Annotated in this window: 26 protein-coding genes; 13 read left to right on the forward strand and 13 right to left on the reverse strand. The window is 65.5% G+C overall.

The window, feature by feature from the left end; all coding sequences use genetic code 11:
* The first annotated feature begins 26 nt into the window (after nucleotides 1-26).
* The 5 genes from murI (at nucleotide 27) to VO57_011950 (ending at nucleotide 5079) form a co-directional block, all read left to right on the forward strand.
* Entirely contained in the window at nucleotides 27-821 is a 795-nt protein-coding gene (gene murI / locus VO57_011930; GenBank protein ID XBL68840.1) for a glutamate racemase, read from the forward strand.
* Between the two features lie 84 nt (nucleotides 822-905).
* Complete coding sequence (gene hemA, locus VO57_011935; protein ID XBL71332.1) at nucleotides 906-2129, forward strand: 5-aminolevulinate synthase; 1224 nt, start codon at nucleotides 906-908, stop codon at nucleotides 2127-2129.
* 74 nt (nucleotides 2130-2203) lie between these two features.
* Nucleotides 2204-2986, forward strand: coding sequence for a hypothetical protein (locus VO57_011940; GenBank protein ID XBL68841.1), 783 nt, complete (start codon nucleotides 2204-2206; stop codon nucleotides 2984-2986).
* Nucleotides 2987-3083: 97 nt separating this feature from the next.
* Nucleotides 3084-4304: a cell wall hydrolase gene (locus VO57_011945; protein XBL68842.1), complete on the forward strand. Its 1221-nt coding sequence runs from the start codon at nucleotides 3084-3086 to the stop codon at nucleotides 4302-4304.
* A 76-nt stretch (nucleotides 4305-4380) separates the two neighbouring features.
* Complete coding sequence (locus tag VO57_011950) at nucleotides 4381-5079, forward strand: nitroreductase (protein ID XBL68843.1); 699 nt, start codon at nucleotides 4381-4383, stop codon at nucleotides 5077-5079.
* Between the two features lie 33 nt (nucleotides 5080-5112).
* Here VO57_011950 and VO57_011955 read toward each other — a convergent pair whose 3' ends face one another.
* Nucleotides 5113-5685, reverse strand: a complete 573-nt coding sequence (locus VO57_011955) for a glutathione S-transferase family protein (protein XBL68844.1) — start codon at nucleotides 5683-5685, stop codon at nucleotides 5113-5115.
* A gap of 90 nt (nucleotides 5686-5775) precedes the next feature.
* Here VO57_011955 and VO57_011960 point away from each other — a divergent pair, with 90 nt between their 5' ends.
* On the forward strand, nucleotides 5776-6480 hold the full coding sequence (locus tag VO57_011960) for a WYL domain-containing protein (GenBank protein XBL68845.1): 705 nt from the start codon (nucleotides 5776-5778) through the stop codon (nucleotides 6478-6480).
* Nucleotides 6481-6490: 10 nt separating this feature from the next.
* On the opposite strand, the gene VO57_011965 is transcribed toward VO57_011960, so the two are convergent.
* The 3 genes from VO57_011965 to VO57_011975 all read right to left on the reverse strand — a co-directional run bounded on the left by VO57_011965 (nucleotide 6491) and on the right by VO57_011975 (nucleotide 10070).
* A complete protein-coding gene (locus VO57_011965) occupies nucleotides 6491-7468 on the reverse strand; it encodes an alpha/beta hydrolase (GenBank protein XBL68846.1) in 978 nt (325 codons plus the stop codon).
* A complete protein-coding gene (locus tag VO57_011970; GenBank protein XBL68847.1) occupies nucleotides 7468-8670 on the reverse strand; it encodes a type III PLP-dependent enzyme in 1203 nt (400 codons plus the stop codon). Before VO57_011970 ends, VO57_011965 begins: the two co-directional genes overlap by 1 nt.
* Before the next feature lie 227 nt (nucleotides 8671-8897).
* Nucleotides 8898-10070 (reverse strand): carboxynorspermidine decarboxylase, encoded by a 1173-nt coding sequence (locus VO57_011975; protein XBL71333.1) that lies wholly within the window; start codon nucleotides 10068-10070, stop codon nucleotides 8898-8900.
* 127 nt (nucleotides 10071-10197) lie between these two features.
* On the opposite strand from VO57_011975, the gene VO57_011980 reads away from it, so the two are divergent.
* Nucleotides 10198-11613 carry a serine hydrolase domain-containing protein gene (locus VO57_011980; GenBank protein ID XBL68848.1) on the forward strand — a complete coding sequence of 472 codons (1416 nt, stop codon included), beginning with the start codon at nucleotides 10198-10200 and terminating at the stop codon, nucleotides 11611-11613.
* A gap of 13 nt (nucleotides 11614-11626) precedes the next feature.
* Here VO57_011980 and VO57_011985 read toward each other — a convergent pair whose 3' ends face one another.
* From VO57_011985 to VO57_012000, 4 genes are all read right to left on the reverse strand, one after another.
* Nucleotides 11627-12922: a PDZ domain-containing protein gene (locus VO57_011985; protein ID XBL68849.1), complete on the reverse strand. Its 1296-nt coding sequence runs from the start codon at nucleotides 12920-12922 to the stop codon at nucleotides 11627-11629.
* A 104-nt stretch (nucleotides 12923-13026) separates the two neighbouring features.
* The gene (locus VO57_011990) at nucleotides 13027-13374 is read right to left on the reverse strand and encodes a DMT family protein (GenBank protein ID XBL68850.1); all 348 of its coding nucleotides are present in this window, start codon (nucleotides 13372-13374) and stop codon (nucleotides 13027-13029) included.
* Nucleotides 13371-13892 (reverse strand): O-acetyl-ADP-ribose deacetylase, encoded by a 522-nt coding sequence (locus VO57_011995; GenBank protein ID XBL68851.1) that lies wholly within the window; start codon nucleotides 13890-13892, stop codon nucleotides 13371-13373. The genes VO57_011990 and VO57_011995 overlap by 4 nt, the downstream gene beginning before the upstream one ends.
* A 422-nt stretch (nucleotides 13893-14314) precedes the next feature.
* Nucleotides 14315-15526, reverse strand: coding sequence for a saccharopine dehydrogenase family protein (locus VO57_012000; GenBank protein XBL68852.1), 1212 nt, complete (start codon nucleotides 15524-15526; stop codon nucleotides 14315-14317).
* Between the two features lie 250 nt (nucleotides 15527-15776).
* On the opposite strand from VO57_012000, the gene VO57_012005 reads away from it, so the two are divergent.
* The 5 genes from VO57_012005 to VO57_012025 are packed head-to-tail and all read left to right on the forward strand — an operon-like array spanning nucleotide 15777 to nucleotide 19560.
* Nucleotides 15777-16736: a threonine/serine dehydratase gene (locus tag VO57_012005; GenBank protein ID XBL68853.1), complete on the forward strand. Its 960-nt coding sequence runs from the start codon at nucleotides 15777-15779 to the stop codon at nucleotides 16734-16736.
* 25 nt (nucleotides 16737-16761) lie between these two features.
* A complete protein-coding gene (locus tag VO57_012010) occupies nucleotides 16762-17976 on the forward strand; it encodes a BtaA family protein (protein ID XBL68854.1) in 1215 nt (404 codons plus the stop codon).
* Nucleotides 17976-18638 carry a class I SAM-dependent methyltransferase gene (locus VO57_012015; protein XBL68855.1) on the forward strand — a complete coding sequence of 221 codons (663 nt, stop codon included), beginning with the start codon at nucleotides 17976-17978 and terminating at the stop codon, nucleotides 18636-18638. The genes VO57_012010 and VO57_012015 overlap by 1 nt, the downstream gene beginning before the upstream one ends.
* Nucleotides 18639-18688: 50 nt before the next feature.
* Complete coding sequence (locus tag VO57_012020; GenBank protein XBL68856.1) at nucleotides 18689-19126, forward strand: MAPEG family protein; 438 nt, start codon at nucleotides 18689-18691, stop codon at nucleotides 19124-19126.
* Complete coding sequence (locus VO57_012025; protein ID XBL68857.1) at nucleotides 19123-19560, forward strand: MAPEG family protein; 438 nt, start codon at nucleotides 19123-19125, stop codon at nucleotides 19558-19560. Before VO57_012020 ends, VO57_012025 begins: the two co-directional genes overlap by 4 nt.
* Nucleotides 19561-19614: 54 nt before the next feature.
* Here the strand turns inward: VO57_012025 and trxB are convergent, their stop codons facing one another.
* Entirely contained in the window at nucleotides 19615-20598 is a 984-nt protein-coding gene (trxB, locus tag VO57_012030; GenBank protein ID XBL68858.1) for a thioredoxin-disulfide reductase, read from the reverse strand.
* 63 nt (nucleotides 20599-20661) lie between these two features.
* Nucleotides 20662-21447, reverse strand: coding sequence for a tyrosine-protein phosphatase (locus tag VO57_012035; GenBank protein XBL68859.1), 786 nt, complete (start codon nucleotides 21445-21447; stop codon nucleotides 20662-20664).
* A gap of 130 nt (nucleotides 21448-21577) precedes the next feature.
* Between VO57_012035 and VO57_012040 the strand changes: the two genes are divergently transcribed.
* A complete protein-coding gene (locus VO57_012040; protein XBL68860.1) occupies nucleotides 21578-22369 on the forward strand; it encodes an enoyl-CoA hydratase-related protein in 792 nt (263 codons plus the stop codon).
* Between the two features lie 34 nt (nucleotides 22370-22403).
* Here VO57_012040 and VO57_012045 read toward each other — a convergent pair whose 3' ends face one another.
* The 3 genes from VO57_012045 to VO57_012055 all read right to left on the reverse strand — a co-directional run bounded on the left by VO57_012045 (nucleotide 22404) and on the right by VO57_012055 (nucleotide 26754).
* Entirely contained in the window at nucleotides 22404-23321 is a 918-nt protein-coding gene (locus VO57_012045) for a CoA ester lyase (protein XBL68861.1), read from the reverse strand.
* Between the two features lie 45 nt (nucleotides 23322-23366).
* Entirely contained in the window at nucleotides 23367-23690 is a 324-nt protein-coding gene (locus VO57_012050; GenBank protein XBL68862.1) for a hypothetical protein, read from the reverse strand.
* 193 nt (nucleotides 23691-23883) lie between these two features.
* Nucleotides 23884-26754 carry an FG-GAP-like repeat-containing protein gene (locus tag VO57_012055; protein XBL68863.1) on the reverse strand — a complete coding sequence of 957 codons (2871 nt, stop codon included), beginning with the start codon at nucleotides 26752-26754 and terminating at the stop codon, nucleotides 23884-23886.
* Between the last annotated feature and the right edge of the window lies 1 nt (nucleotide 26755).

The raw sequence follows: 26755 nt of genomic DNA on the forward strand, positions 1-26755 counted from the left end.
GCACGCGGGGCCATGCGATCCAGCGCATGAACCCCGCCGCCCCCATCCTGATCTTCGATTCCGGCGTCGGCGGGCTGACGATCCTGGCCGAGCTACGCAAAACCCTGCCGCAGGCGCCGGTGATCTACGCCGCCGATTTCGCCGGCCTTCCCTACGGCACCAAGAGCGAGGCCGAGGTCGCCGCGCGCGTGTGCGGACTGCTGGGGCGCATGGCGGAGCGTTACCAGCCGCGCCTGATCTGCATCGCGTGCAACACCGCCAGCACCATCGCGCTGTCGATGGTGCGCGACGTGCTGGAGGTGCCGATCGTCGGCACCGTCCCCGCGATCAAGCCCGCCGCGCTGGCGACGCAAACCGGCGTGATCGGCCTGCTCGGCACAGGCGCGACCGTGCGCCAGCCCTATGTCGACCGGCTGGAGGCGGAGTTCGCCGCCGACAAGCGCCTGATCCGCCACGCATCAGACGCGCTGGTCCCGCTGGCCGAAGCGAAGATGCGCGGCGAGACGCTGGCCGAAGGTGCGGTGGCGGAAGCGGTCGCTGGCCTACGTGATGACCCGCAGGCGCAAGATCTCGACACACTGGTGCTCGCCTGCACGCACTTTCCGCTCCTGGCGGACGAGCTGCGCGCGGTGTTCGGGCAGGACATCCAGCTGGTCGACGGCGCACAGGGGATTGCGCGACGGATCGCCTCGCTGACGCAGGGACAGGATTTCGCCCGCGAGGGCAGCGATTTCGCAGTGGCGACTGGCAGCGCGGAAAGCCTGACCACGCTCACCCCCATGCTCGAACGCCACGGACTGATGCACGCAGCGCAATTCTGATTGCAATATAACCGTCACCTTTGCGAATCACTCGCAAAGATCGCGCTGGAAACTGCCGTTTTTGACCATTAAACGGTGCCCACCGTGACGAACTACAGCCATATATTCGACAAGGCGATCGATCGCCTGCACGAAGAGGGCCGGTATCGGGTCTTCATCGATATCCTGCGCAACAAGGGTGCCTACCCCAATGCGCGCTGCTTCCATGGCCATAACGGCCCGAAGCCGATCACCGTGTGGTGCTCCAACGACTATCTCGCGATGGGCCAGCATCCCAAGGTGACCGAAGCGATGGAGCAGGCGCTGCACGATGTCGGCGCGGGTTCGGGCGGCACGCGCAATATCGGCGGCAACACGCATTACCATATCGAGCTGGAGGCGGAGCTCGCCGACCTGCACGGCAAGGAAGCGGCGCTGATCTTCACCAGCGGCTATGTCTCCAACGACGCGACGCTCTCCACGCTGGCCAAGCTGCTGCCCGGCTGCGTGATCTTTTCCGACGCGCTCAACCACGCCAGCATGATCGCGGGCATCCGCAACTCGGGCTGCGCCAAGCGCGTGTTCCGGCACAACGACCTCGAGCATCTCGAGGAACTGCTGGCGGCGGAAGATCCCGACGTGCCCAAGGTGATCGCCTTCGAAAGCGTCTATTCGATGGATGGCGACGTCGCCCCGCTGCACGCGATCTGCGACCTTGCGGAAAAGTACAACGCGCTGACCTACTGCGACGAAGTCCACGCGGTCGGCATGTACGGCGCACGCGGTGGCGGGATTTCCGAACGCGACGAGGCCGCGCACCGGATCGACATTCTCGAAGGGACGCTGGGCAAGGCGTTCGGCGTGATGGGCGGCTACATCGCGGCGGACAAGCGGATCGTCGACTGCATCCGCAGCTATGCGCCCGGCTTCATCTTCACCACCTCGCTTTCGCCAGTGCTGGTCGCGGGCGTGCTCGCCTCGGTCAAGCACCTCAAGGCCAGCAGCGAGGAACGCGACGCGCAGCAGGCGGCTGCCGCCATGCTCAAGCAGATCATGCGCGATGCGGGCCTGCCGGTGATGGATTCCACCACGCATATCGTTCCGCTGATGGTCGGCGATCCGGTCAAGGCGAAGCGGATCAGCGACATCCTGCTCGCCGAATACGGCGTCTACGTACAGCCGATCAATTTCCCCACCGTGCCCCGCGGAACGGAGCGCCTGCGCTTCACCCCCGGCCCCGCGCACACCGAGGAAATGATGCGCGAACTGGTCGATGCCCTGGCCGAGATCTGGGACCGGCTGGAGCTGGAGCTGCTCAAGGCGGCGTAGCTGCGGGCTGATTGCTGCATTGCGGAACCGAGCGGTTGTTTGATCGCTTGGCTACCATGGCAGAGATAACAAAAGTGAAGCCCGGAACTCTCACCGATTTCGGGAACGGTTTTCATCACATCCGCGGATCGTTCAAGCTGGGCGGCGTGGTCGACCTCGGCACGCATTGCGCGCTGGTCGAGCTGCCCGACGGGCGCTTCGTCTTCCTCGATAGCTACACGCTGGACGATGACCTGAAAGCGAAGGTCGACGCGCTGACCGATGGCGGCAAGAAGGTCGCCGCAATCATCAACGTTCACCCCTTCCACACGCTGCATATCGAGTGGATGGCAAATGCCTACCCCGAAGCGAAGCTGTACGGCACCCGCCGCCATCACGAGAAGTTTCCCGGCCTGAACTGGGAAAGCGACTTCTGCGAGGCAGGCGCGCTCGACGGGCTGTTCGGCGATGCGCTGACCTTCTCCGTCCCCGAGGGCGTGCAGATGGTCTGCGACGACGAGAACGTGCATTTCTCGTCCGTGCTGGCCTACCACCGTCCCAGCAAGACGATCTTCGTCGACGACACGCTGTCGTGCATCAAGGCGCCCTTCCCGCTCTCGCTGCTGCCGTTTACCGGCAAGCTGGCCTTCCACCCGACGCTGGCCAAGGCGCTGGAACCCAACCCCTACGCCGCAGACGCATTCCGCGAATGGGCGATCGGCATGGCGCAGGACTGGGCCGATGCCCGCCGCGTCGGCACCGCGCACAACACCACGGTCGATTTCGCTCCGGGCGAGTTTCCCGAAAGGGTCGGTGCGGCGCTTGGCCAAGTGGCAGGCACGTTGCAGAAGCACCGGGACCGGCCTGCGCACAGCTAGGCAGATCGGCGCGGCTGGCGACGAAGTTCGTCGATGGATCGCGCAGGTTCGCACCATCGGCGATGGTATTGCCGCGGGCGCACTCTAAATAGGCGCAATGGATTTGCTGCGATCGGCCTGGTTTCGGGAGAATGTTCCGCTGGTCGGCGTACTGGCGGTGCTGCTGGCGACCTTTGCCGGTCTGGCGCTGGCAGGTGGCCCTTCGGCTGAGCAGCCGCATACGGTCGCACAAGCAGATGCCCCGCCGCCCGAGAGCGTTGAGGCGCTTCCCGCCAGTGGCGAGGAGGCGGACACGCTGAAATCGCAGCTCGCGCCCGACGATGCGCAGGCGCAGAATGCTGCGGTCGACATCGTCGAGGGCGGCCCGGGCATCGCCCCGCCCTTCCGCTTCACCGGCAGCGCCGCCGACCGCACGCGTGCGCGCGACTGCCTCGCGCTCGCCGCGATGGCGGAGGCGGGCTATGGCGATGCGGACCAGCGCGCGGTGATGCAGGTCATCCTCAACCGCACGCGCCACCCCGCCTTTGCCAACACGGTGTGCGGCGTGGTCTATCAGGGGGCGGAGCGGCGCACCGGGTGCCAGTTCACCTTCACCTGCGACGGATCGCTCGCCCGCAGCTACCCCGAAAGCCAGTGGCGCGCGGCGCGGCAGCGGGCGGAGGAAGCGCTTGGCGGGCGGGTCGACAAGACCGTCGGCATCGCGACCCATTACCACGCGAACTACGTCTATCCCTGGTGGAGTCCCAAGCTGGACAAGATCGCCACGGTAGGCCCGCACCTGTTCTTCCGCTGGCGCGGCTTCTGGGGCACCGGCACCGCGCTCAACGCGACCTATCGCGGGGGCGAGCCCGATCCGATGGCGCTGCGCAGCACCGCGCAGGCGGTCGTGCGCGACGAGACGCTGCTGCCCCACCTGCTGGGTGACGAGCGCGCGGTGCGCAGCATTACCGCCACACAGGATGTGGGCGGGCAGGACAAGACAGAGCTTTCCGCGAGCACCTCCGCCGCATCCGCGCCAGCGGCCCCGCAAGGCCCCGGCCCGGGCGCGCATTTCGTGCTGGTCGGCGCGGGCGACGATCCTGCGGCGATCGTCGCGCAGGCACGCACTTTGTGCCCCGGCTCGCGCTTCTGCCAGGTCTATGGCTGGAGCGAGGCGAGCGCGATCCCGAGCGAACTGCCGATTTCGAACGAGGCACGCCGCCAGCTGCGCTTCAGCTACCTCGCGCCGCGCGATGGCAATCCGGAGGCGGTGTTCTTCGATTGCCGCCTGTTCGCCCAGCCCGCGCCCGGTCGCTGCCTGCCCGCCGCGCGTCCCTGACCCGCGCTTCCGTAACGGATTTGCCGCGTCCTCACACCCGCGCTACCCGGTCGGCCTGAAACAGGGAGAGACACGCGTGGCCGGCAATCGCAATCAGACGTATGACGAGGTCGTCACCGGCCGCAGGAGCATTCGCGGCTTTCTGGAAAAGCCGGTCCCGCGCGAGCTGATCGAGGAGATTATCGAACTCGCGACCCGCGCGCCGTCCAGCTACAACAACCAGTGCTGGAACTTCACCGTGGTCACCGGCGATCCGCTCGACGCGATCCGCCGGGGCAATACCGAGGGCATCCTCGCCGGCAATCCCGACACGCGCGAATTCCGCCGGCCCGAGGGCGACCCGCCCGAGCACCACCGCCGCCGCCAGATCGACGTTGCCAAGCAGCTGTTCGGCGCGATGGGGATCGAGCGTGAAAACAAGGAGCGCAGGCAGGACTGGACTCTGCGCGGCTTCCGCCAGTTCGATGCGCCCGTCTCCATCGTCGTAACCTATGATCGCGACATTCTCGGCAGCGACATTGCGCCGTTCGATTGCGGTGCGATCACCAATGCGCTGGTCAACGCGGCATGGTCGCGCGGGCTGGGCTGCGTGATCAACTCGCAGGGGATCATGCAGAGCCCGGTGGTGCGCGAGCACGCGGGCATCCCCGAGGATCAGGTGATCATGATCTGCGTCGCGATGGGCTGGCCCGACCCGGACTTCCCCGCCAATGCGGTGGTCTCCGAACGCAAGCCGCTGGACGAAACCGTCCGCTTCGTCGGGTTCGACGGTTAAGGGGAGAGCCTGCCCGGCCCTCCCCCAACGATCCTACGCGGTAACTTCGGCCATCTCGGCGGCGCAGCGCTCCACCCAGCTCTTCACCTCCGGCCCTGCGGGCAGCGCATCGCCGAACCACTGGAACGGAGAGCTCAGCAGCATGTCCACCGCGCTGAACCGTTCGCCCAGCAGCCACGGGCCGCTGCGCAGGGGCACGCTCAGCGTCTCCAGCATCCGCTCCATGTCGCCCAGCCCGTCGGTGACGACCGGATTTTCGATCCCTGCCCACTGGAGGATCAGCAGCGGCTCCATGATGCCCTGATAATAGGACAGCCACGATAGATAAGCACCGCGCCCCGCCTCGCCCGGCAGCGGGCCCAGCTTGGCCTGCGGGTAGTTGTCGGTCAGGTAGAGCATGATCGCCCCGCGCTCGCGCACATGCTCGTCGCCATCGACCAGGTAAGGCACCTTCTTTTCCGGGTGCGGATTGTCCGGGTCCGGCGCGCCCGAGCCATCCTGCCGGCGTATCGTGACTTCGTGAATGTCCACGTTCGCGCCCAGCATGTGGACCAGATTGACGACCGTGTCCGAGCGTGAGTTGGGCGAATGATAAAGCGTCGGCATGCGATTTTCCTTTCCGTTTGCGATGGCACAGGGATATGCCCGCCCTCCTGACAGAAAGAGGCAGCAGCAATGGCACGGCAGGACAGGTTGATGCGACTGCTCGCCGCGCTCAGGCGGCTGCCCTCGCCCGTCACGGCGGAGCGGCTGGCGGCGGAAACCGAGATCTCGCAGCGCCAGCTCTATCGCGACATCGCCACGCTGCGCGCAGGCGGCGTGCTGATCGATGGCGCAGCGGGCTACGGCTACACGCTGACCGAAGACCCCGCGCTGCCGCCGCAGAGCTTTTCCCGCCTCGAAACAGAGGCGCTGATGCTGGCGGTGGGCAGTCTGGACGAGCTGGGTGACGAGCGACTCGCCAAGGCCGGGCGCGACGCGATGGCGCGGATCATCGCCACCCTGCCCGACCGTCAGGCGCGCCAGTCCATGCACGCGATCATGCGATCGTGGCGCATGCCCGCAGAGCGCCCGCAAATCGCGGTCGATGTCGACCTGCTACGCCAGGCCTGCTGGGACGAGACGAGCGTGACAATTACCTATCGCGATCGGCAGGAGCAGGTCACGCAGCGCGAAATCCTGCCGCTGGGCCTGTCCTACAGCCCGACCACGCTGATGGTCGTCGGCTGGTGCCTGCTGCGCGAAGGATACCGCACCTTCGAGGTCGCGCGGATGGACCGGCTGGAGCTGGGCGAGACGAGCTTCCGCCCCCGCAGGGTCGAGCTGCTGCGCCGCTATCAGGCGATGCGCATGGCCGAATGGGAAGCGCAGAAGGCGGCGCGGAAAGAAGCGACGCCTTGATGGCCGTCCGCTACTCGCCCTCGACTGCCAGCCGCACCTGGTCGGCATCGACCTCGCCAGTCAGCAGCCAGACAAGCATCGCGTCCACCAGCGCCTTCTGGCGCGCTTCGGGCAGGTTGCGCCAGGAATGCTCCATCCCGCGCACTTCCCAGTAGGTGAAAGCGGGATTGCCTGCCGCCTCAAGATCCGCGACCAGTTTCCGGGCGCTTGCGACCGGTGTGCTTTCGAAATCGCGATCGCCATGAACGATCAGGATCGGAACGCGGTTGTCGATCAGCGGGGCCGACAAGCGCGTGCGCAGGCGCGAGGCCCAGGTGGCGTAGCTCTCCCCATTCCACATGTCGGTGCCGTTCGGGTTGGCCTCGATCGCCGCGAAGTCGCTGCGCAGATCGGCAAGGCACGCTTCGCGATCCCCGGCCATGTCTTCGGGGCAGACCCAGAAGCGTTCGAAATGCTCGGCCATCGTCAGACCGCCGCCCATCGCGCCCAGCACCGCACGGTCGATATCGGGCCGGTAGGTGAGGATCTGCGCGGCCACGTCTCCGCCATCGGACCAGCTCCAGACATAGACCTCACCGTTCCACCAGTCTGCATTCGCGTTCAGATGCTGGAGCACGCGCAGGTGATCGAGCACACGGTTCTGGATGGTGTAGTAACGGTGGAAGGCAGCGGAGCACTCGGCCCCGTGCGGGGTCTCGGCAGCGACGCCAGGCTTTTCCACCATCACGCGCGCATAAGGCACCGGATCATCGGCGCCGGGCGCATACGTCCCCCAATCGGTCTCGCGCAGCTGACCCGCGCAGCCCGATCCGTCGACCACCAGCAGCATCGGAAGCTTGCCGTCGGTGGCCGGTCTATCGACGTAGAAGGTAATCGGCCGCTCGTCCGTCGCGGGGATCGAACGTTCTTCGTGGATCAGGTCGCGCGCCAGCAGGGACTGCGGCAGCGCAAGTATAAGCAACGCCAGCCACAGTCCGATCTGCTTCATTAGCGCAGGTTGACCACGTTGTCCGTCTCGGGGCGTTCGCGGCGACCATCGTAGAGCGTCTGCATCGGATCGTCGCCGACCACGATCGCCATATTCGCGCCGAAGCCGTTGAAGTCGGTCTTCATCGCCGCGCCATAGGCACCCAGCATGCCGATCTCGACATAGTCGCCCGCCTTGATATCGGCCGGAAGCGCGAAGGGCCCTTCCATGTAGTCCGCATCGTCGCAGGTCGGGCCGTAGAGGGAGAAATCCTCGCTCGCGGCATGCTCGTCATGGCCGAGCGCGCGGACCGGGAATTTCCAGCCCAGATGCGCCGCATCGTACAGCGCGCCATAGGCGCCGTCGTTGATGTACAGCTCCGTCCCGCGGCGCTTTTCGACCTTTGCCAGCAGCGAGGAATATTCCGCGCACAGCGCCCGGCCGGGCTCGCACCACAGCTCCGCCGAATAGGAAATCGGCAGCGATTCGGACGCGCGGAAGATGACGTCGAAATAGTCTTCGAGCGGCGGCGGCTCCATGCCCGGGTAGATGCTCGGGAAGCCCCCGCCCACGTCGATGATGTCGATCACCACGCTGGACGAAGCAATCGCGGCGCGCGCACGCTCGAGCGCCTGCACATAGGCGAACGGCGTCATCGCCTGGCTGCCGACATGGAAGCACACGCCCAGCCAGTCGCAATGCTGGCGGGTCTGCTGCAGCAGCACGGGCGCGTCGATCAGATCGGTGCCGAACTTGCTGGCGAGCGACAGCTCGGAAAATTCGGAGGAAACGCGCAGGCGCACCAACAGCTTGAGGTCTTTTGCCGGGCTGCCGTCGGGCGCGCGGCAGGCGTCGACGATCTTGGCGAGCTCTTCTTCGCTATCGAGGCTGAAGGTGCGGCAGCCGTGCTGGTGATACGCCTCGGCAATCGCGCTGCGCGGCTTGACCGGGTGCATGAAGCACAGTTCCGCATCGGGCAGCAGCCCGCGCACCAGCCGGACCTCGGCGATCGAGGCGACGTCGTAATGGGTGATCCCGTTGTCCCACAGGATGCGGATCAGGTCGGGCGAAGGATTCGCTTTGACCGCGTAGAGTGCACGCCCGCGAAAGCCGTCCACGAAGAAACGCGCAGCGCGTGCCGCAGCGTGCGGACGGTTCAGGATGACCGGTTCGTCAGGCGAAAGCGCCGCAACTACGGATCGAGCGTCGGGATAAGTGGCCAATTCAAGGGACCCCCAAAACGGTTAGGTTTCAGACAAGGGCTGCCTTGCGGTTAGAGTCCCCTTGGGGCAGCGGAGGCGCGCAAATAGGCGTTCCGCAGCATGATGCAAGAGAAATCGGTATGCGCAGCATCTGATGATTCAACGCTGCCCAGCCTAGGAGTTCCGGAGAGGGTTCCGCAACCCCCGTCACCCCCGGCATGAGCGGGCAGGAAACCGCCCTTTTCGCGTTACGACAGGCGGTTGCGGAATTCCTCGTACCCGAAGCGTTTCACGCATTCGAGCACGTCGGTTTCGCTGTCCCACAGCCAGATCGAGGGGAGCGGGACGCCGTTGAAGGTGTTGGTCTTCACCATCGAATAATGCGCCTGGTCGAGGAAGGCGATCCGCTGGCCCGCTTCGTTTGGCACGGGCAGCGAATATTCGCCGATCACGTCTCCGGCGAGGCATGACGGGCCGCCGAGGCGCACCGGCGGTTCGCCCGCCTTCTCGTGCAGCATTGCGGGCCGGTACGGCGCTTCAATCACGTCGGGCATGTGGCAGGTGGCGGAGATGTCGGTGATCGCAATCGGGCCGTCGTTCTCTCCGGTATCGAGGATCGTGCCCACGAGAATGCCGGCATCGAGCGCGACCGCCTCGCCCGGTTCGAGGTAGATTTCCGCGCCGGTATCGTCCTTCGCATCGCGCAGGAACTCGATCAGCTCCTCGCGCTCGTAATCCGCCCGCGTGATGTGATGCCCGCCGCCCATGTTGATCCATTTGAGCTGGCCGAAATAGGGCTCGATCGCGTCGAACACCCGGTCCCACGTGCGGTGCAGCGGCTCGAACCCCTGTTCGCACAGGTTGTGGAAGTGGATGCCCTCCACGCCCTCCATATGCTCCTCGGTAAGCTGGCTGAGCGGGAAGCCGAGGCGGCTGCCGGGCGAAGAGGGGTCGTAGCGCGGCACTTCGCCGGTGGGCACCTGCGGATTGATACGCAGGCCGACGTCGAACGCCCCGCCGCTTGCCTTCGCCTGCTCCAGGATCAGCGCGGCGCGCCGCATCTGGCCGGGCGAGTTGAAGATCACATGGTCGGAAAGCCGCGCGACCTCCTCCAGCTCCTCGGGCTTGTAGGCGGCACAATAGGTGCTGATCTCGCCATCGTAGAACTCGCTCGCCAGCCGCGCTTCCCACAGGCCCGAGGTGCACACGCCATCGAGATATTCGCCGATGATCGGCGCGGTGCTCCACATGCTGAAGGCCTTCAGCGCGCTGAGCATCTTGATCTCCGCCTCGTCGCGGATTTCGGCAAGGATACGGCAATTCTCGCGCAGCTTCGCCGCATCCACCACGAAGGCGGGCGTATCCACGCGGGAAAGATCGAATTGGGCGAAGGCGCCCGGGTCACCGGCTTTTGTTTCCATGATCACCAGATAGGGAAGCTGTCGGGTGCTGTCATCGGGCGGCGTCATGCATCGGTCGAGGATTTGTGACGCGCGCGCCGTGTGGTGCTAGACCAGCCTGGCTTTGGGGACCTGCGGGGGACGCGAGATGCTGCGCTTTTCGGCAATGCTGTTTTGCCTGCTGGCGCTGGTGGCAGCGGCGGGCGCGAGCGCGGGCGAACTCGACACGTTCGTCGATGCGCAGATGGAGCGCACGCCCCTGCCGGGCGTGGCGTGGGGCGTGGTCGACGGCGATGCAATCACCGCCGGCGCACGCGGCACACTGGAATCGGGCGGCAGCGCCGCGGTGACCGAGGACACGCCGTTCCTGCTCGGCTCGATCTCGAAAAGCTTCACCGCGCTGGCGGTGATGCAGCTGGTCGAGGCAGGAAAGGTCGATCTCGACGCGCCGATCGCGCGCTATCTGCCAGAGTTTGCGGGCAAGCCTGCGGGGGCGATCACCGTGCGTCAGCTGCTCGGTCACATCAGCGGATACTCGACCCTGCAAGGCAACAGCACGCCGGATGACAGCGGCACAGGGGCCGCTACGATTGCCCACCGCGCGGCATGGTATGCAGACCAGTCGCCAGCCTACGCGCCGGGAGCGCGATGGGCCTATTCCAACGCCAACTACCTGATCCTCGGCCGTTTGATCGAGGTTGTCGGCGGCATGCCCTACCCCGACTATATCACCACGAAGATCTTCGGGCCGCTGGGGATGGAGCACAGCTTCGTATCGGGTGCCGGAGAGCGCCGCGCGATGGCCCGGGGGCATACGCCGTGGTTCGGGTCGATGCGCCCGGTTGCCGCGCAAGGCGCAACGCTGGCCTCGGCCCCGCAAGGCGGGATCGTCTCCACCGCAGGCGACACGGCGCGCTATCTGCGGATGATGATGAATGGGCGGGACGATATTCTGAGCGCGGCGGGTAAGGCGCGGATGTTGCAACCCGCGAGCGAGGCAACGCCCGGTTATGGCCTCGGCTGGATGCTCGATGGCGCGGAGGGCACCGCCTATCACACCGGCACCAGCCCCGGCTTCGATACGATCGCGGCGATGATCCCGGCCAAGCGCCGCGCCGTGGTGGTGTTGACCAATGGCAGCAGCGGGATGGGGTTCGCCGAGAGCACCGACCTGCGCCTCGGCCTGATCGCCCGCGCGCTCGACCTGCCGCAGGCCGAGGATACCGGCGCCACAATGCGCAAGGCCAATTTCCTCGCCCTCGCCGCCGCGCCGGTGATCTTCCTGCTGGCGATCATCTGGGCGTGGTGGAAACGCGGCGCACTGCGGACGAAGCGAGCGAACCGCTTCGGCCTGTTCAGCCTGTGGTTCCCGCTGCCCGCGATGGCGGCGCTGGCGTGGGTCTGCATCGCGCTGATCCCGCAGCTATTCGGCGTCTCGCTATCGACACTGCGGGAGTACCAGCCGGATATGGCACTGCTGCTGCTGGCAACCGCGGTTCTCGGGCTGGTGTGGGCGGTGGCACGGCTGGCAATAGCCTATAGCGGGCGTCCGCCAACCGGCTGACCAGTGGCCAGCGTCACCGCTTCTCCAGAACCTCCAGCGCACGTGTAATCGCGGGGTCCGAGCCATCGGCAGCCGTGCTGGCGGGCTCAATCGCAATGTCCGCGACGTAATCCTCTCGCGGGGTTCCGTCGACGTGGAACAGCGCCTCGCCGCCCAGATCGACGCGCGCGCCGCTCAGTTCGAGCTGCTCGTTCCACAGCCCGCCCAGCAGATCGCCCATGTTGGAGCCGATCGTGGTCGCATCGCTCGCCGCGTCCATCCCGATGACGATCCCCTCGCCCATGCTGCCAGTCCAGCGACCGTGCAGCACGACGACGGGGCCATCGAAGCGCGGTTCGCGCGGGAAGACATATTCGACGAACTGGCGCGGCACGGTGAACTCGCGCTCCAGCGCAGGGATTCGGTGCATCTGGTACGGGCTGACCCGGTCGGTGAAGTGCCCGATGATCGAACGGCCGACCTCGGTGTTCCCGCCGCTGGGCGTCTCGCGCATGTCGAGGATGATCGCCCGCGCGCCGGCCCCGATGGCCTCCTTCATCGCCGTGTCGAAGGCGGTGATCGTGCCATTGTCGCCCAGCGAATTGAGCGGCGTGAGCACCGCGACATCGCCGCCAGTGCCGACGAAGGAGAGGTCGACCAGTTTCCGCTCGCGCAGCGAATTGGTCCAGTCCCGCGTCGATGCCAGCTCGAAGCTGCGAACCTGCCCCTTGGCCGACCGGACCTTCAGCGTGCGATCGCCCTTGCGCTGTCCATTGACTGCCAGCGTCAGCCCGTAGTCGAGCTGCGCGGCGGTGGGATCGGGGAGCACTTCGCCGAACGGAGCCTGCGCGGCAGCTTTCGCCGGTTTGCCGCCGATGGAAAGCACTTCGTCGCCCGGCCGCAACCCCGCATCGAATGCAGGCGATCCGCGCCGGACATCGACGATCACCGCCTTGCCATCCGCGAACCGGGCATCGAGATCGGCAGCGGTCATCACGATCGCATAGTCGTCATCCTCGAACGGGCCGACGATCAGGTGCGGGTCCATGAAGGTCAGGGCGGTGCGGTGCATGATCCGCCGCAGCGCCGCCTTGTCGGGTGCCTTCGCTGCCAGCGCGCGGGAGCGCTCAAGCTGCGCCTCGACGTCGATGTCGTCGCGCTCGATATAGGCGTATTTGTCACGCAGCAGCTGCTCGAACTCGTCCCACGCCGCAGCCGCATCGAAGGCCGCTGCATTCGGCGCGGACTCGCTCGCAGCGTCCCGCGCGGCAGCGGGCATGGACGCCCCAAGCGAAGCGAGAAGCAGGCACCCGAGGGCAATCTTGCGCATGGTCTGAAAGTCTCCGGCTGTTTCGTTCGTTCGACGGTCAGCCAAACGCAGCCGCGTGCGCGTGTGTCAACCGGCCCGAACCGCCCGGCCCACCGATTGCGCCATCAGGGCTTGAAGATGAAGAACGACCCCGCGCCGATCAGCGCAAACCCGATCAGCTGGTTGAGACCGGGCTTCTCGCCGAACATGAAGAAAGCGACGATGACGAAGCCGACTAGCGAGAAGAGAGTGGTGATCGTCTTGAGCTCGGCCAGCGAATAGGCGGCAATGCCGATCCGGTTGGCGGGCACGGCAAACACATATTCGCCCAGCGCGATCAGCCACGACACACCGATCGCCCACACCAGCGTCTTCTCCGGCGCCTTGAGGTTGGCATACCACGCAACGTTCATCACGATGTTGGACAGGGCCAGCAGGGCGATCGGGGCCAGCAGCGCAAGTTTCGGGCTCACTGCACATTCTCCAGAGCAGCCTCGAATGCAGCCAGCGCCTCGTCGTCGAAACACACCAGCGCGATGCGGTCGAAGGCGTCGGGATTCTCCGCCACCACATCCGCAACCGTTTGCGCCGCAACCTGCGCCGCGCGATCGAGCGGATAGCCATAGATCCCGGTCGAGATGGCGGGAATGCCGACGCTGCGCGCGCCGATCTCCGCCGCACGGGCTAGCGACTCCCGGTAACAGCTCGCCAGCTGCTCGGGCTCGCCATGATCGCCGCCGCGCCAGACCGGGCCGACGGTGTGGATGACGTGCGATGCGGGCAGGCGATAGCCCTTGGTGACTTTCGCCTGTCCTGTTTCGCACCCACCTAGCGAGCGGCATTCCTCCAGAAGGTCCGGCCCCGCCGCCCGGTGGATCGCGCCATCCACGCCGCCCCCGCCCAGCAGCGAGGAATTGGCAGCATTGACGATGGCATCGAATTGCATCGTGGTAATATCGCCCGCTTCAACGTCGATAGCGGTCAGACCCATAGCTCCGCCCATTGCAATTGCTCCCGTGCGAAGAGAGCAGGTTACCGGATTCGATCTGCGCGATCCATCCGCCGACCGGGTCAGCGAATGGTGTGTGCGTCACATCGCGCAGATCTCGCCGGACTGTTTCCCTTCATGCACGAGGTTGAAGCATCCCTGTGAAAAACCGTCAGAGGTGCAATAGCCATCGACCTCCTCGCCTATCTCCGCCGACGGATCGCGCGACCGACAAAAATGCTCGCAATCCGAACGGGATCGGCAACTCTTGTTAAAATCGGATGCCAGTCCAGCGCCAGGCATAGGTTCACCGGCCGGCGCCTGCGATGCTGGCGCCTGCTCGCTGAAGGTGGATGGCTGGTCAGGTGGATCGCAGGCCGCCAGCAGAAGAACCAGAAAAGCCGCTACTGCCGACCTGCTGACCATCAGAATTTCACAGGCCCGTCGAGCTCCTTCACGTTCCACGGCAGGCCGTGCTGGTTCAGCATCTCCATGAAGGGATCGGGATCGAACTGCTCCATGTTGAATACGCCGTCGCCATCCCACGTGCCCTGCACCATCATCGCAGAACCGATCATCGCGGGCACGCCGGTGGTGTAGCTGACCGCCTGGTTGCCGGTTTCCTCGTAAGCGGCTTCGTGGCTGCAGATATTGTTGATGTAGAACGTCTTCTCGCCGCTGCCGTCGAGCGCTTCGCCGGTCGCGATGACGCCGATATTGGTCTTGCCCTTGGTCGTTTCACCCAGGCTTTCGGGCTTGGGCAGCACGGCGGCGAGGAACTGCAGCGGGATGATGTCGCGGCCCTGGTACTTGACCGGCTCGATGCTGGTCATGCCCACGGCCTGCAGCACGCTGAGGTGCTTGATGTACTCATCGCCGAAGGTCATCCAGAAGCGGGCGCGCTCCAACTCCGGGACGAACTTCGCGAGGCTTTCCAGCTCCTCGTGATACATCATGTAGGCGTTCTTGGGGCCGACTTCCTCGAAGTCGAACTCGGTCTTCACCTGCATCGCGGGCGTTTCCACCCACTCGCCGTTTTCCCAGTGACGCGCGGGCGCGGTCACTTCGCGGATGTTGATTTCCGGGTTGAAATTGGTCGCAAACGCCTGCCCGTGGTCGCCGCCATTGCAGTCGAGAATGTCGAGCTGGCGGATGGTCTTGAGCTTGTGCTTCTTGAGCCACATCGTGAACACGCTGGTCACGCCCGGATCGAAGCCCGAGCCGAGCAGTGCGGTGAGCCCGGCGTCCTTGAACCGGTCCTGATAGGCCCACTGCCAGTGATATTCGAACTTCGCCTCGTCCTTGGGCTCGTAGTTCGCGGTGTCGAGGTAATCGACGCCCGCCTCGAGACAGGCATCCATGATCGGCAGGTCCTGATAGGGAAGCGCGAGGTTCACCACCAGCTTAGGCCCGATCTTCTTGATCAGGTTGACCATCGCGGGGACTTCTTCCGCGTCGATCTCGTAAGTCGAAATCTCTACGCCCGTGCGATCCTTCACCGAAGCGGCAATCGCATCGCACTTCGACTTCGTGCGGCTGGCAAGGTGAATGTCGCTGAAGATGTCCTTGTTCATCGCCATCTTGTGGACGCAGACCGAGCTCACGCCCCCTGCCCCGATCACCAGAACCTTCGCCATGTGTGTCTTCCTTTCGAATACGAATCTTTGCGCGCGCCCTTAGCCAAACGGACGCGCGCCTCCAAACGATCCGGCGCGCATTGCGGCAAAGCGTGCTTTCCTAACCCGGTCGGGGGTTCTAACGGGGGCGCATGAGCGCGCCAAACCCCATCATCGAACTGCATCAACCGGATGGCCGCGACCCAGCCGGATTTTTCACCTCAGGACACTGTGTCAGGTGTGTCAGCCGCCCCGCAGGAGCGACGAACTGATGCCCGACATGCGCACCCCGACTCGCGATGGCGTGATCGCCGCTGCGCGCAGCATCGCGCAGATCCTGCCCCCTACCCCGCTGCTGCCGGTCGAGATCGGCGGCGTGCGTTGCTGGATCAAGGCGGAAAGCCTGCAACCGATCGGCGCGTTCAAGATTCGTGGCGGCTGGTGGCGGCTTTCGTGCCTGAACGAAGAGGAACGCGCGCGCGGCGTGGTTGCGGTCTCCTCCGGCAACCATGCGCAGGGCGTGGCGTGGGCGGCGAGGAAGCTGGGCATCAAGGCCGCGATCGTGATGCCGCGCAATGCACCCAGAGTGAAGCTTGAAGCGACCAAAGCGCTGGGCGCGGAGATCATCCTCTATGATCGCCCCGGCGAGGATCGTGACGAGGTTGCCGCGCGCGAGATCGAAAAGCGCGGCGCAGTACTGGTCCACGCCTTTGCCGATACCTGGGTGATCGAAGGGCAAGGCAGCGCCGGAATCGAGTTTACCGAACAACTGGGCAAACAACCCCCGATGATCCTCGCCTGTTGCGGCGGCGGCGGGCTGACCGCGGGGCTCGCCCTCGCCTGCCCGGACAGCAAGGTCGTGCCGGTCGAGCCCGACGGGTGGGACATGGTCGGCCAGGCGCTCGCCAAGGGCGAGATCGTGCAGGTCGCGCCCGATGCTCCCGCAACCATCTGCGATGCGCTCCAGCCGCCCGCGACCCAGCAGATCAACCTCGATGTGCTGCGCGGTCGTGCGCAGCCCGGCGTGATCGTTTCCGACGAGGACGTGCGCGCCGCACAGCGCTTTGCCTTCGCGAAACTCGGCCTTGTGGCAGAGCCCGGCGGCTCGGCGGCCCTTGCGGCAGCCCTTGCCGGTAAGCTAGCGCTGGAAGATGATACCGTCATCATGCTGACCGGACGCAATGTCGACCCCACGGCCTACGCCGCAACCATCGCACCCGACGCAGCCTGAACACCGCAACCGGAGACTACCCCCCATGCCGCAAGGCGATACCCACATCATCGACCGTTCGGTGGTCCGCAAGAGCTCGGGCCTCAAGGACACGCTGCTCGACAAGGCCTTCGCCACCGCGTTTCGCGGGCTGGTCTATGCGCAGATCTGGGAAGACCCGGTGGTCGACATGGAAGGCCTGCAGATCAACGAGGACAGCCGCGTGCTGTGCATCGCCAGCGGCAGCTGCAACGCGTTGAGCTACCTCACCGCAAACCCCGCCGCGATCACTGCGGTCGATCTCAACCGCGCGCACATCGCGCTGGGCCGCCTGAAGATCGCCGCGATCAACGCGCTGCCCAATTACGACCTGTTCCGCCGCTTCTTCGCGCATTCCGATTACAAGGAAAACGTGTCGATCTACGAAGACCGGATCGCCCCGCTGCTGGATGCGGAAAGCCGCAAGTACTGGGAGGGGCGCGACATTCGCGGCCGCCGCCGGATCACCCAGTTCCAGCGCGGCATCTACAAGCAGGGCCTGCTGGGCAACTTCATCGGCATGGCCCACCTGTTCGCCAAGCTTTACGGTGTGGACCTGCGCAAGGTGCTGGAAGCGCCCAGCGTGGAAGAGCAGCGCGAGGTGTTCGAGAATGAACTGGCCCCGGTGTTCGACAAGAAGTTCGTCCGCTGGGTGACCAACCAGCCCGCCTCTCTGTTCGGCCTCGGCATTCCGCCCGCGCAGTACGACGCGCTGGCGGGCGACGAGAAGATGGCGGAGGTGCTGCGCAAGCGGCTGGAAAAGCTGGCCTGCGATTTCGACGTGAAAGACAACTACTTCGCGTGGCAGGCGTTCAATCGCGGCTATTCGAAGGACGAAAACGCCTCGCTGCCGCCCTATCTCCAGCGCGAGAACTATGCCGATCTGCGTGAGCGGGTCGCGCGGCTGAGCGTGCAGCGCGCCAACCTTTCCGAATTCCTCTCCTCGCAACCCGCGATGAGCCTCGATCGCTACGTCTTCCTCGACGCGCAGGACTGGATGGACGATCACCAGCTGACCGATCTGTGGCGCGAAGTGACCCGCACCGCGCGCAAGGGCGCGCGCGTGCTGTTCCGCACCGCCGCCGAGCCCAGCCTGCTGCCGGGCCGCGTACCGAACGAGATCCTCGACCAGTGGACCTATCACGACGAGCTGTCGAAGGACCTGACCCAGCGCGACCGCAGCTCGATCTACGGCGGCGTGCACCTTTACGAGCTGACGTGATGGCAGACGCGGGGGGCAACCACGATCACGCCGCGCTGATGGATTCGATCTATCGCGGGCAGAAGTACATCTACGACGTCACGCGCAAGTACTACCTGTTCGGGCGCGACGATCTGATCCGTGGGTTGAATTGCGCGTCCGGCGACGGCGTGCTGGAAATCGCCTGCGGCACGGGGCGCAACCTTGCCAAGGTGCAGCACGCCTACCCCGGCACGAAGCTGTTCGGGATCGATATTTCGTCGGAAATGCTCAGCAGTGCGCAGGCCAAGCTGGGTACCAGCGCGATCCTCGCACCGGCCGATGCGCGCCAGTTCGATGCGCGCGCGATGCTGGGCCGCCCGACATTCGAGCGGGTGATCCTGTCCTATTCGATCTCCATGATCCCCGACTGGGAACGCGCGATGCGCCATGCGGCCACGCTGGTCGCGCCGGGCGGGTCGCTGCACGTGGTCGACTTCGGCAGCTACAGCGCGCGCGACACGCTGGGCGCGCGTATCCTCAAGTGGTGGCTCAAGCAGTTCCACGTCTCCCCCCGGCTCAACCTGCCCGAGGTCGCGGAAGAGATCGGCGCGCAGCCCGGCTGGCGGCGCGAGGGGCGCGATGGAATGGGCGGTTACTACCGGCTGGAGCGGCTGTACCGCGACGCCGGGGCCACGGATTGACAGGTCCGCTGCCCAGCGCCACGCTCGGCGCAAAATTTCAGGGGGAATGAATGCAGGCTCAAATGCTCGCTCCGGGCGCGGTGCTCGTCGCTTGGTCGCTCGTCGTGCTGCTGTGGATGGCAGCGGTGCGCCTTCCCGCGATGGCGAAGATCGCGGACCAGGTGCAAGGTGCCAAGCGCGGTGGCCGGGGACAGGACCTGGAAGGGGTGATCCCCGACAAGGTCAACTGGAAGGCGCATAACTACAGCCACCTGATGGAACAGCCCACGCTGTTCTACGCCACCATCGTGATCCTCTCGATCCTCGCCCCCAGCCCGCTCGCGATCCTGCTGGCGTGGATCTACGTGGGGCTGCGGATCGTTCACTCGGTCTGGCAGGCGACCGTCAACATCGTGGCGGTTCGCTTCCTGCTGTTCATCACCTCTACCCTCGCCCTGATCGCGCTCGCGGTCATGGCCCTCATTGCAACTCTCGGAGCGCCCTCATGATCGGCATGGATATCCTGCAACCCGTCGTCGCGCTGATGATCTGGACCATGATCATGTGGGTCTGGATGTACGCGACCCGCATTCCGGCGATGCAGAAGAACCCCGATATCGACGCGAACCGGCTGGTCGGCGCGACGGGTGCCAGCCTGCGGGCGATGCTGCCCGAAAGGGTCAACTGGAAGGCGGACAACTACAACCACCTGCACGAACAGCCGACCGTCTTCTACGCAGTGGGGATCGTGCTCGCCATTATCGGCGCGGGCGACGGCGTCCCGGCGCTGCTGGCATGGATCTACGCCGGTCTGCGGGTGATCCACACGATCGTGCAGGTCACCGCCAACCGCGTGCTGGTCCGCTTCGTGCTCTTCGCGGTGTCCAGCATCGTGCTGATGGCCCTGATCGGGATCGCCGCCGCACGGGTGTTTGCGGGATAAGAAGCGCGAGCCTGCCGGGTGCGATCCGCTTCAGGAAGGCACCCGACCCGCGCTCTATTCCGCCGCTTCGGCTTCCTCGACGTGGCCGTGCAGGTCGATCTCGATCCCTGACAGAAACCGCTCCGCATCCAGCGCGGCCATGCACCCGGTGCCCGCCGCAGTCACTGCCTGCCGATAGGTGTGGTCCATCACGTCGCCGCAGGCGAAGACGCCGGGGATCTCGGTCTTGGGCGTGCCCGGCTCCACTTTCAGGTAACCGCCGTCTTCCAGCGGCAGCTGGCCCTGGAACAGCTCGGTCGCCGGCGCATGGCCGATCGCGACGAAGGCACCGTCTACCTCCAGCGTCGATTCCTCGCCGGTTACAGTGTCTTTCAGCACGAGGTGGTCCAGCGCGCCGTTCTCGCCCGCTTCGAACCGCTCGACCGCCTTGTTCCACAGCGGGGTGATCTTGTCCGAAGCGAACAGGCGTTCCTGAAGGATCTTCTCCGCGCGCAGCTCGTCGCGGCGGTGGATCAGCGTCACGTCGTCGGAGTGGTTGGTGAGGTACAGCGCTTCTTCGACCGCGGTGTTGCCGCCGCCGATCACCGCGACTTTCTTGCCGCGGTAGAAGAAGCCGTCGCAGGTCGCGCAGGCGGATACGCCCTTGCCGCCCAGTTCCTGCTCGCCCGGCACGCCGAGCCACTTGGCCGAGGCGCCGGTCGCGATCACCACCGTGCTCGCGATATACTCGTCGCCGCTGTCACCCTTGGCGCGGAAGGGCGGGCCCGACTTGAGATCGATCTCCACGATCGTGTCCCAGATCATCTGCGTGCCGACATGCTCGGCCTGCGCGCGCATCTGTTCCATCAGCCACGGGCCCTGGATCACGTCGGCGAAGCCGGGATAGTTCTCGACATCGGTGGTGATGGTCAGCTGCCCGCCCGGTTGCAGGCCCTGGACCATGATCGGCTGGAGCATCGCGCGCGCGCCGTAGATGGCTGCGCTGTAGCCCGCCGGGCCGGAACCGATGATGAGCATCTTGGTGCGGTGCGTCGCCATGTGCGAAGCGTCTCCTGTCAGTCTAAAGTCTTGCGGCGAATATGGGGATCATGGCGCGCAGAGTCACGCCACGAAGCGCGCCTGAAGCTGGTCGCGCAGCGCGTCATCCACACCAATCGCCTGCCCCAGAAACGCATCGAGCGATCCCCAGCGCCGATCCACCGTCCCGATGAAGCGCTCGAAGTAACTCTCGCGCACCTGCATCAGCGCGTCGATCGTCGGCCGGTCGAGCGGGCCGAGCCGCGCCTCGATCCCCGGCAGGGACTGCCTCTCGAGGATGTCGTAGGTGGGCGCGTCGTTGGTGCGCAGAAACTCGGTGACCATGTCGGCCCGCGATACGCCAAGGATGTGGTGCAGCAGCGCAGCCGCTATCCCCGTGCGGTCCTTGCCCGCGAAGCAATGGACCAGGCTGGCCCCGTCGCGATCCGCCAGGGTGCGCAGGTACTGACCGAAAATCACCTGCATCGCCGGGTTCTCGGGCATACGGGTGTACAGCGTCAGCATCCGCTCCTGCGCGGTCTCAGGCGTAAGCTCGCGCCTTTCCTGCGGGACGTGCGGCGGGCTGGAGCTGGTTTCGCCGTCGTAGAACACGACCTCGCCATCCCACAGATCGGGGCGACGGCATGGGTGGCGTTCCCGCTCTCCATTGCCGCGCAGGTCGATCACCGTGCGGATCCCCAGATCGGCGAAGGTCCGCAGGTCGGCGTCGCTCGCTTCGACATGCTGGCCGGAGCGATAGAGCAGCCCGCTCACCACGCGCCCCCCGCCCCGTGTCGGATAGCCGCCATAATCGCGGAAATTGTGAATTCCCTCGGTGGCGAGGAAGGTGGCGTCGCTCTCTGTGCTCATGCAGGATCGGTTGGCAGGAGCGCCGGGCGCGCGCAACCACCGACGACAAATTGCAAACCGCAACCCTTGCCAAATCCGCTCATTTGCCCGAACCGATGGCCCAAACGAAAGCGGGATCGAGGAGCAAAGCATGGCAGACTACCAGACCATTCGCGTTGAACAGACCGACGGGATCGTGACCCTGACGCTGAACAAGCCGGACAAGCTCAATGCGATGGGGCCGGAGATGGTCGGCGAAATGCTCAAGGCGTTCGACGCGCTGCCCGCGATGCACGCGCGCGCGCTGATCATCACCGGAGAGGGACGCGGGTTCAGTTCGGGCGCGGAACTGGGCGGGCGCACCTTCGATGGCGGCAATCCGGGCGATGCCTCGCGCCGGTCGCTGCAGACCAGTTTCAACCCGCTGATGCTGAGCCTCGCCGGGCTCGACATTCCGGTGGTGACCGCGATCAACGGCGCGGCGGCAGGGATCGGCTGCACGCTGGCGCTGTCGGGCGACCTCATCGTGGCGGGCAAGTCCGCCTATTTCCTGCAGGCCTTCGTCAATATCGGCCTGGTGCCCGATGGCGGCGCGACTTGGGTGCTGCCCAAGGCGGCGGGCATTCCGGCAGCGATGGAAGCTATGCTGCTGGGCGAGCGCATTCCCGCAGAGCGCGCTTACGAACTGGGCATGATCAACCGCTGCGTCGAGGATGCGGCTGTGATGGACGAGGCGCAGGCGCTGGCCACCAGGCTGGCCAATGGCCCGACCGTTGCGATGGGGCAGATCCGGCGGCTGGTCCGCAATGCGCAGTCGCAAAGCCTGTCCGACGCGATTAATGCGGAGGCCGAGGCGCAGCGGATTGCGGGCAACAGCGAGGATTTCAAGGAAGGCGTTCAGGCCTTCCTCGGCAAGCGCGAGGCGCAGTTCAAGGGACGCTAGTCGCCGCGCGAGATATGCCGCGCGAGGCGGGCGTCTATTCGCCCGCCTGCGCCAGCAGCCCGCGCGCCTGTTTCAGGTGCGGGATATCGACCATTTCGCCATCGAGCTGAAGCGCGCCTGCATCGGGGTTCTCCTCGAACAGGGCGACGATCCGGCGTGCCCGCTCAAGGTCTTCGTCCGAGGGCGTGAAGGCGCGGTTGGTCGGCCCGATCTGCGCGGGATGAATGCACATCATGCCCCGAAAGCCGAGCGTGCGGGCCGCCTGCGCGGTGCGGTGCATCCGTTCCTCATCGCGGAAATTGGGGTCGATCGTCTCGATCGGAGCAATGCCCGCCGCGCTTGCCCCCGCGAGGCACAGCGTGCGCGCCAGTGCGAAGGGTTCCAGCAGATTGCCCTGCGCATCGCGGTTGGCCGCCGCGCCGAAGGCCGCCGCGAGGTCTTCCGCGCCCCAGGTCAGCGCGTCGAGCCGGGGCACGCCTGCGTAGTCACCCAGCCGGAACAGCGCGGGCGCGGTTTCGGTCGCGACCACGATAAGGCGAATACTCTCCGCCTCCAGCCCGGCGGCGGCCTCCAGCGCGGTGAGGTAGTGGCCCAGCAGGCGCGTTTCGTCCGGCGTCGCCTTGGGCAGCATGATGCCGTCGGGGCGATGCTTCACGATCGCGACCAGATCGGTCAGCGCGTGGGCCGTATCCATCGGGTTGATCCGCACCCATAGCGGCTTGCCCCGCTCGCCCTGCTCCGCCAGCGCCCCGGCGACATGTTCGCGCGCGGCAGGCTTGGCGCTCTCGGCGACCGAATCTTCCAGGTCGAGGATGATGAGGTCGGCTTCGCCCGCCAGCGCCTTTTCAAGCTTGCGCGGCGAATCTCCGGGCACAAACAGGAGCGAACGTGCGGTCCACGGGCGGATGGTCGCGGCGGGCACTGCCGCCGCCTTCAGTGCATGCGTGTTCATCCGCACGGCTCTAGCGCGGCCACGCCCGAGTAACCAGAGCGCCCGCTAGAGGCGACAGCGCACGCTGATATTGCGCGCGATCGCCTTGCGCTTGTCCGGATGCGCACGGTCGCCCTCCGACCAGTCGACCTGATAATCGATCGATTCGTAGATCGTGGTACGCGGCGTCCACGAATCCGCGCAGGCCATGCGCGCAGCCATCTCCACCTTCGCCGCCAGCTCTCGCCGCGCCTCGCTGGTGTCGCTGAAAAAAGCGCTCTCCACCCCGCGCTCGACCCGGACCAGCTCGGCCCTCTGTGGTTGTTGCGCCATCGACGGGCAGGCGCATAGCGCCGCCAGCACCGCAGCCGGTGCGATCTTGTGAGCCATTCCCCTTCCCCCTTCGCGGCGGTTCGCAGCCCCCCGCGCAGGAGAAAGTTTGCAACCCGCGCGCCGACCGTCAAGTCGCGACACCGATAGAGATGGGACCGGTCGAAGGGAGTTTGAGCGCGGCAGAACGAAACGACCCCACCGGTCGGCCTGCGCCAACCGGTGGGGTCGCCCCGAGAAATGGGATGCGGCTTTAGTAGATCAACACCGGATCGGGATCGATCATCCCGCCCCGGCCGCCGCCCATGAACATCATGCCTGGTGCCGCGAAATTGCCATCGGCAAACATAATGCCTTCGACCGCCTGCGAGGGCACATAATCTGCCACAGGGTAGAAGACGTCTGCGGGGTTCTCCGCCACGAAGGCACCGTCACCCTCGCCCAGGTTCTGCAACGCGCCCACCGCATCGTCGTAACCATGGCTGCAGGAACCCGCACCACAGGGGCAACCGCTATATTGTTCGACCGGGATGGTGAGATCGGGCTCGATCTCAACTCCGCGATTGGCAAGGTTTGCGGCATTCGCCGCCGCCTCGGCAGCGAATTGCAATTCACCAGAGGTCGCTTGGACCTGGGTGAAGTCGGACCCGCCGTAGGAGACATAGGTGTAGTCACCCCCAAAGCCGACAATGTCGCCCAGACCGTCACCATCCACATCCGCGATGGTGCGCACGAAGCGATCATTGGAGGTCCAGCCACCTGCGGCATCGCTGGCCCCGTAAGAGGCGATCGCGAGGACCGGAGAGGCGAAGGTACCGTCGCCCTGCGACAGCGAAACAAAGGCACCGCCCGAACCGAAGCCGACAATGTCGGCATATCCGTCACCATTCACGTCGGCCACGCGGCGCGGATAGGTGTCGTCGCTGGCCCAGCCACCACCGGCAGCGGAATAACCGAAGCCGGCAATGCCCAGGATCGTGGAGCCGAACGTGCCGTCGGCCTGACCCAGCGATACGTAGGCACCATTGCCGCCGAAGCCGACGATGTCGGCGCGGCCATCGCCGTTGACGTCGGCGATCTGCCGCGGGAAGCGATCGACCGACGACCAGCCGCCGCCGCTATCGCTCGCACCAAAGCCGTTGAGCGCCAGATTGGTTGCGCCGAAAGTGCCATTGGCCTGGCCGAGCGAGACGTAAACGCCCGCGGCGCCAAAGCCGATCAGATCCGCGCGACCATCGCCGTTCACGTCCGCGACCGTACGGGGATAGGTAGAGTCATTGGTCCACCCGCCGGCCGCATCGCTCGCACCGAAGCCGTTATAGACCAGCGCGACGTCACCGAAGGCAAGCTGTTGCCCACCCGACGGCGCTTGGCCGAGCGCCACGTACACGCCCGCCGAACCGAAGCCGATCAGGTCGACACGGCCATCGCCATTCACGTCGGCAATGGTGCGCGGATAGACGTCGTTGCTGCTCCAGCCGCCACCGGTCTGGCTGGCACCGAAGCTGTTATAGGCGAGGAAGGCATTTCCGAAGCCGCCCGAACCGTTCGACAAGGCGACGTACACGCCATCTCCGCCGAACCCGACCAGGTCGGCCCGGCCATCGCCGTTCATATCCTGCGCGATGCGCGGATAGGTGGTGTCATCGGACCAGGCACCGGCCGACTGGCTGTAGCCGAAGCCGGCATAGGCCTGGGTAGCGTTGCCGAAGCTGGCACCGCTGCGTCCGAGCACCATGTCGTTGAACATCAGCCGTTCGATACTGCTCAGCGTATCGGTCCCGTCGGGTCCGGACACCTGCACGCGGCCACCGCTCAGGTTGGTGATCGTGTAGTCCGCCCTGTTGCCGGAGAACACTGCCGTATCGGTTCCTACGCCACCGTCGATCGTGTCGTTGCCCGCATTGCCGCGCAGGATGTTGTCCGCGATGTTACCGATCAGCGTGTCAGATCCGGCCCCGCCGATCGCGTTCTCGATCACGGTACCGCGCGCAATCACGAGGTTGCCGACGCGCCCGCGGGTGTTGCCGAAGACCTCAGGATTGAGGTTGATCAGCTGGGTGTAGGAAGCATTGGTGAAGGAGTAGTCGAGCGTATCGATCCCGCCATGGTCGATGATCGCCACGGTCGCGTTGGCATTGACCGATGCGTCATAGACCGCACGACCCGAGGTGTTGTTGAACCCGTAGGTCGTGTCGCCGGTGCGAGTGCCAGAATAGCTCGCGTAGAGCCCACCATTGGTAGAGATGATATCGGCCACCATCGGCGTGATGGTGTACTGATAGGTAAAGCCCTGCTGGCTGAAATAGGTGTTCTCGCCCGGCGAGAAGTACGACATGATCGTCGTGTTCCAGCTGTCGTTCTGGTACAGGGCGTCGGCCGGATAGTCGGCCGATCCGTTATAGTTGCCACCGTGACCAAGCCCCAGCGCATGGCCGATCTCGTGAATATAGGTCTGGAACGAATAGGTGTTCAGCGTGGTGCCGTAATTCGTCAGCCAATCGGTCGAGACATTGACCCTGCTGTTGCCGGTGAAGAACCCGTTGGACGTCGAGCCGCCGGCGAAGGCACCGGACTCGTTGTCGTCGAAGGTGATCTGCGCGCTGGTCGTGATCTCGCTGAAATTGATCCCGGTGACGTCGGTCCACAGGTTGAGCGCTTCGCGGGCAAGGAACTGCCCTTCGGTGGTCAGACCGGTCAGGTTGACGGTAATCGTACCGCCCGGGGCAACGTTCCAGCGGCGGGTGCTACCGCCCCAGTAACCCGAGGTCAGCTGGTCCGAAATCTGGTCGTTGGTGAAGATCGGCAGCGCTTCGGCAAGCGCGGTCGTGAGGGTATAGCCGCCGGTGCCGGTGCTGTAGGCGCCGACATCGAGATAATATCCGCCCGAAGTGGTCGCGGTAAACCTGATCTGCGAATAGGTATTTCCGGGATAGGCGATGTCGTCGTTGGTCGCGATCTGGTTGCCGTTGGCATCGCGCAGGGTCAGGATCGTATCGACACCGCTTCCGCTCTGCGGCGCGCTGGTGGTGAAGGAGTACGTCTGTCCCGCAGTCAGAAAGACCCGATACCAGTCGTGGTCACCCGAAGTGTCGATCGCTTCCCCAGTATAAGACCCGGGCACC

Origin of the sequence: Citromicrobium bathyomarinum (assembly GCA_001306305.2) — a bacterium.
GTDB lineage: Bacteria > Pseudomonadota > Alphaproteobacteria > Sphingomonadales > Sphingomonadaceae > Alteriqipengyuania > Alteriqipengyuania bathyomarina.

Excerpts from the sequence above, each read along its gene's own strand:
- VO57_011960 (XBL68845.1), top strand. The coding sequence starts at position 5,776 with ATGCGACTGCTCGCCGCGCTCAGGCGGCTGCCCTCGCCCGTCACGGCG.
- VO57_011985 (XBL68849.1), bottom strand. The coding sequence starts at position 12,922 with ATGCGCAAGATTGCCCTCGGGTGCCTGCTTCTCGCTTCGCTTGGGGCG.
- VO57_012050 (XBL68862.1), bottom strand. The coding sequence starts at position 23,690 with ATGGCTCACAAGATCGCACCGGCTGCGGTGCTGGCGGCGCTATGCGCC.
- VO57_011965 (XBL68846.1), bottom strand. The coding sequence starts at position 7,468 with ATGAAGCAGATCGGACTGTGGCTGGCGTTGCTTATACTTGCGCTGCCG.
- murI (XBL68840.1), top strand. The coding sequence starts at position 27 with ATGAACCCCGCCGCCCCCATCCTGATCTTCGATTCCGGCGTCGGCGGG.
- VO57_012045 (XBL68861.1), bottom strand. The coding sequence starts at position 23,321 with ATGAACACGCATGCACTGAAGGCGGCGGCAGTGCCCGCCGCGACCATC.
- trxB (XBL68858.1), bottom strand. The coding sequence starts at position 20,598 with ATGGCGACGCACCGCACCAAGATGCTCATCATCGGTTCCGGCCCGGCG.
- VO57_011945 (XBL68842.1), top strand. The coding sequence starts at position 3,084 with ATGGATTTGCTGCGATCGGCCTGGTTTCGGGAGAATGTTCCGCTGGTC.
- VO57_011955 (XBL68844.1), bottom strand. The coding sequence starts at position 5,685 with ATGCCGACGCTTTATCATTCGCCCAACTCACGCTCGGACACGGTCGTC.
- VO57_011980 (XBL68848.1), top strand. The coding sequence starts at position 10,198 with ATGCTGCGCTTTTCGGCAATGCTGTTTTGCCTGCTGGCGCTGGTGGCA.
- VO57_011975 (XBL71333.1), bottom strand. The coding sequence starts at position 10,070 with ATGGAAACAAAAGCCGGTGACCCGGGCGCCTTCGCCCAATTCGATCTT.
- VO57_012040 (XBL68860.1), top strand. The coding sequence starts at position 21,578 with ATGGCAGACTACCAGACCATTCGCGTTGAACAGACCGACGGGATCGTG.
- VO57_011995 (XBL68851.1), bottom strand. The coding sequence starts at position 13,892 with ATGGGTCTGACCGCTATCGACGTTGAAGCGGGCGATATTACCACGATG.
- VO57_012035 (XBL68859.1), bottom strand. The coding sequence starts at position 21,447 with ATGAGCACAGAGAGCGACGCCACCTTCCTCGCCACCGAGGGAATTCAC.
- VO57_012025 (XBL68857.1), top strand. The coding sequence starts at position 19,123 with ATGATCGGCATGGATATCCTGCAACCCGTCGTCGCGCTGATGATCTGG.
- VO57_012010 (XBL68854.1), top strand. The coding sequence starts at position 16,762 with ATGCCGCAAGGCGATACCCACATCATCGACCGTTCGGTGGTCCGCAAG.
- VO57_012000 (XBL68852.1), bottom strand. The coding sequence starts at position 15,526 with ATGGCGAAGGTTCTGGTGATCGGGGCAGGGGGCGTGAGCTCGGTCTGC.
- VO57_012015 (XBL68855.1), top strand. The coding sequence starts at position 17,976 with ATGGCAGACGCGGGGGGCAACCACGATCACGCCGCGCTGATGGATTCG.
- VO57_012020 (XBL68856.1), top strand. The coding sequence starts at position 18,689 with ATGCAGGCTCAAATGCTCGCTCCGGGCGCGGTGCTCGTCGCTTGGTCG.
- VO57_012005 (XBL68853.1), top strand. The coding sequence starts at position 15,777 with ATGCCCGACATGCGCACCCCGACTCGCGATGGCGTGATCGCCGCTGCG.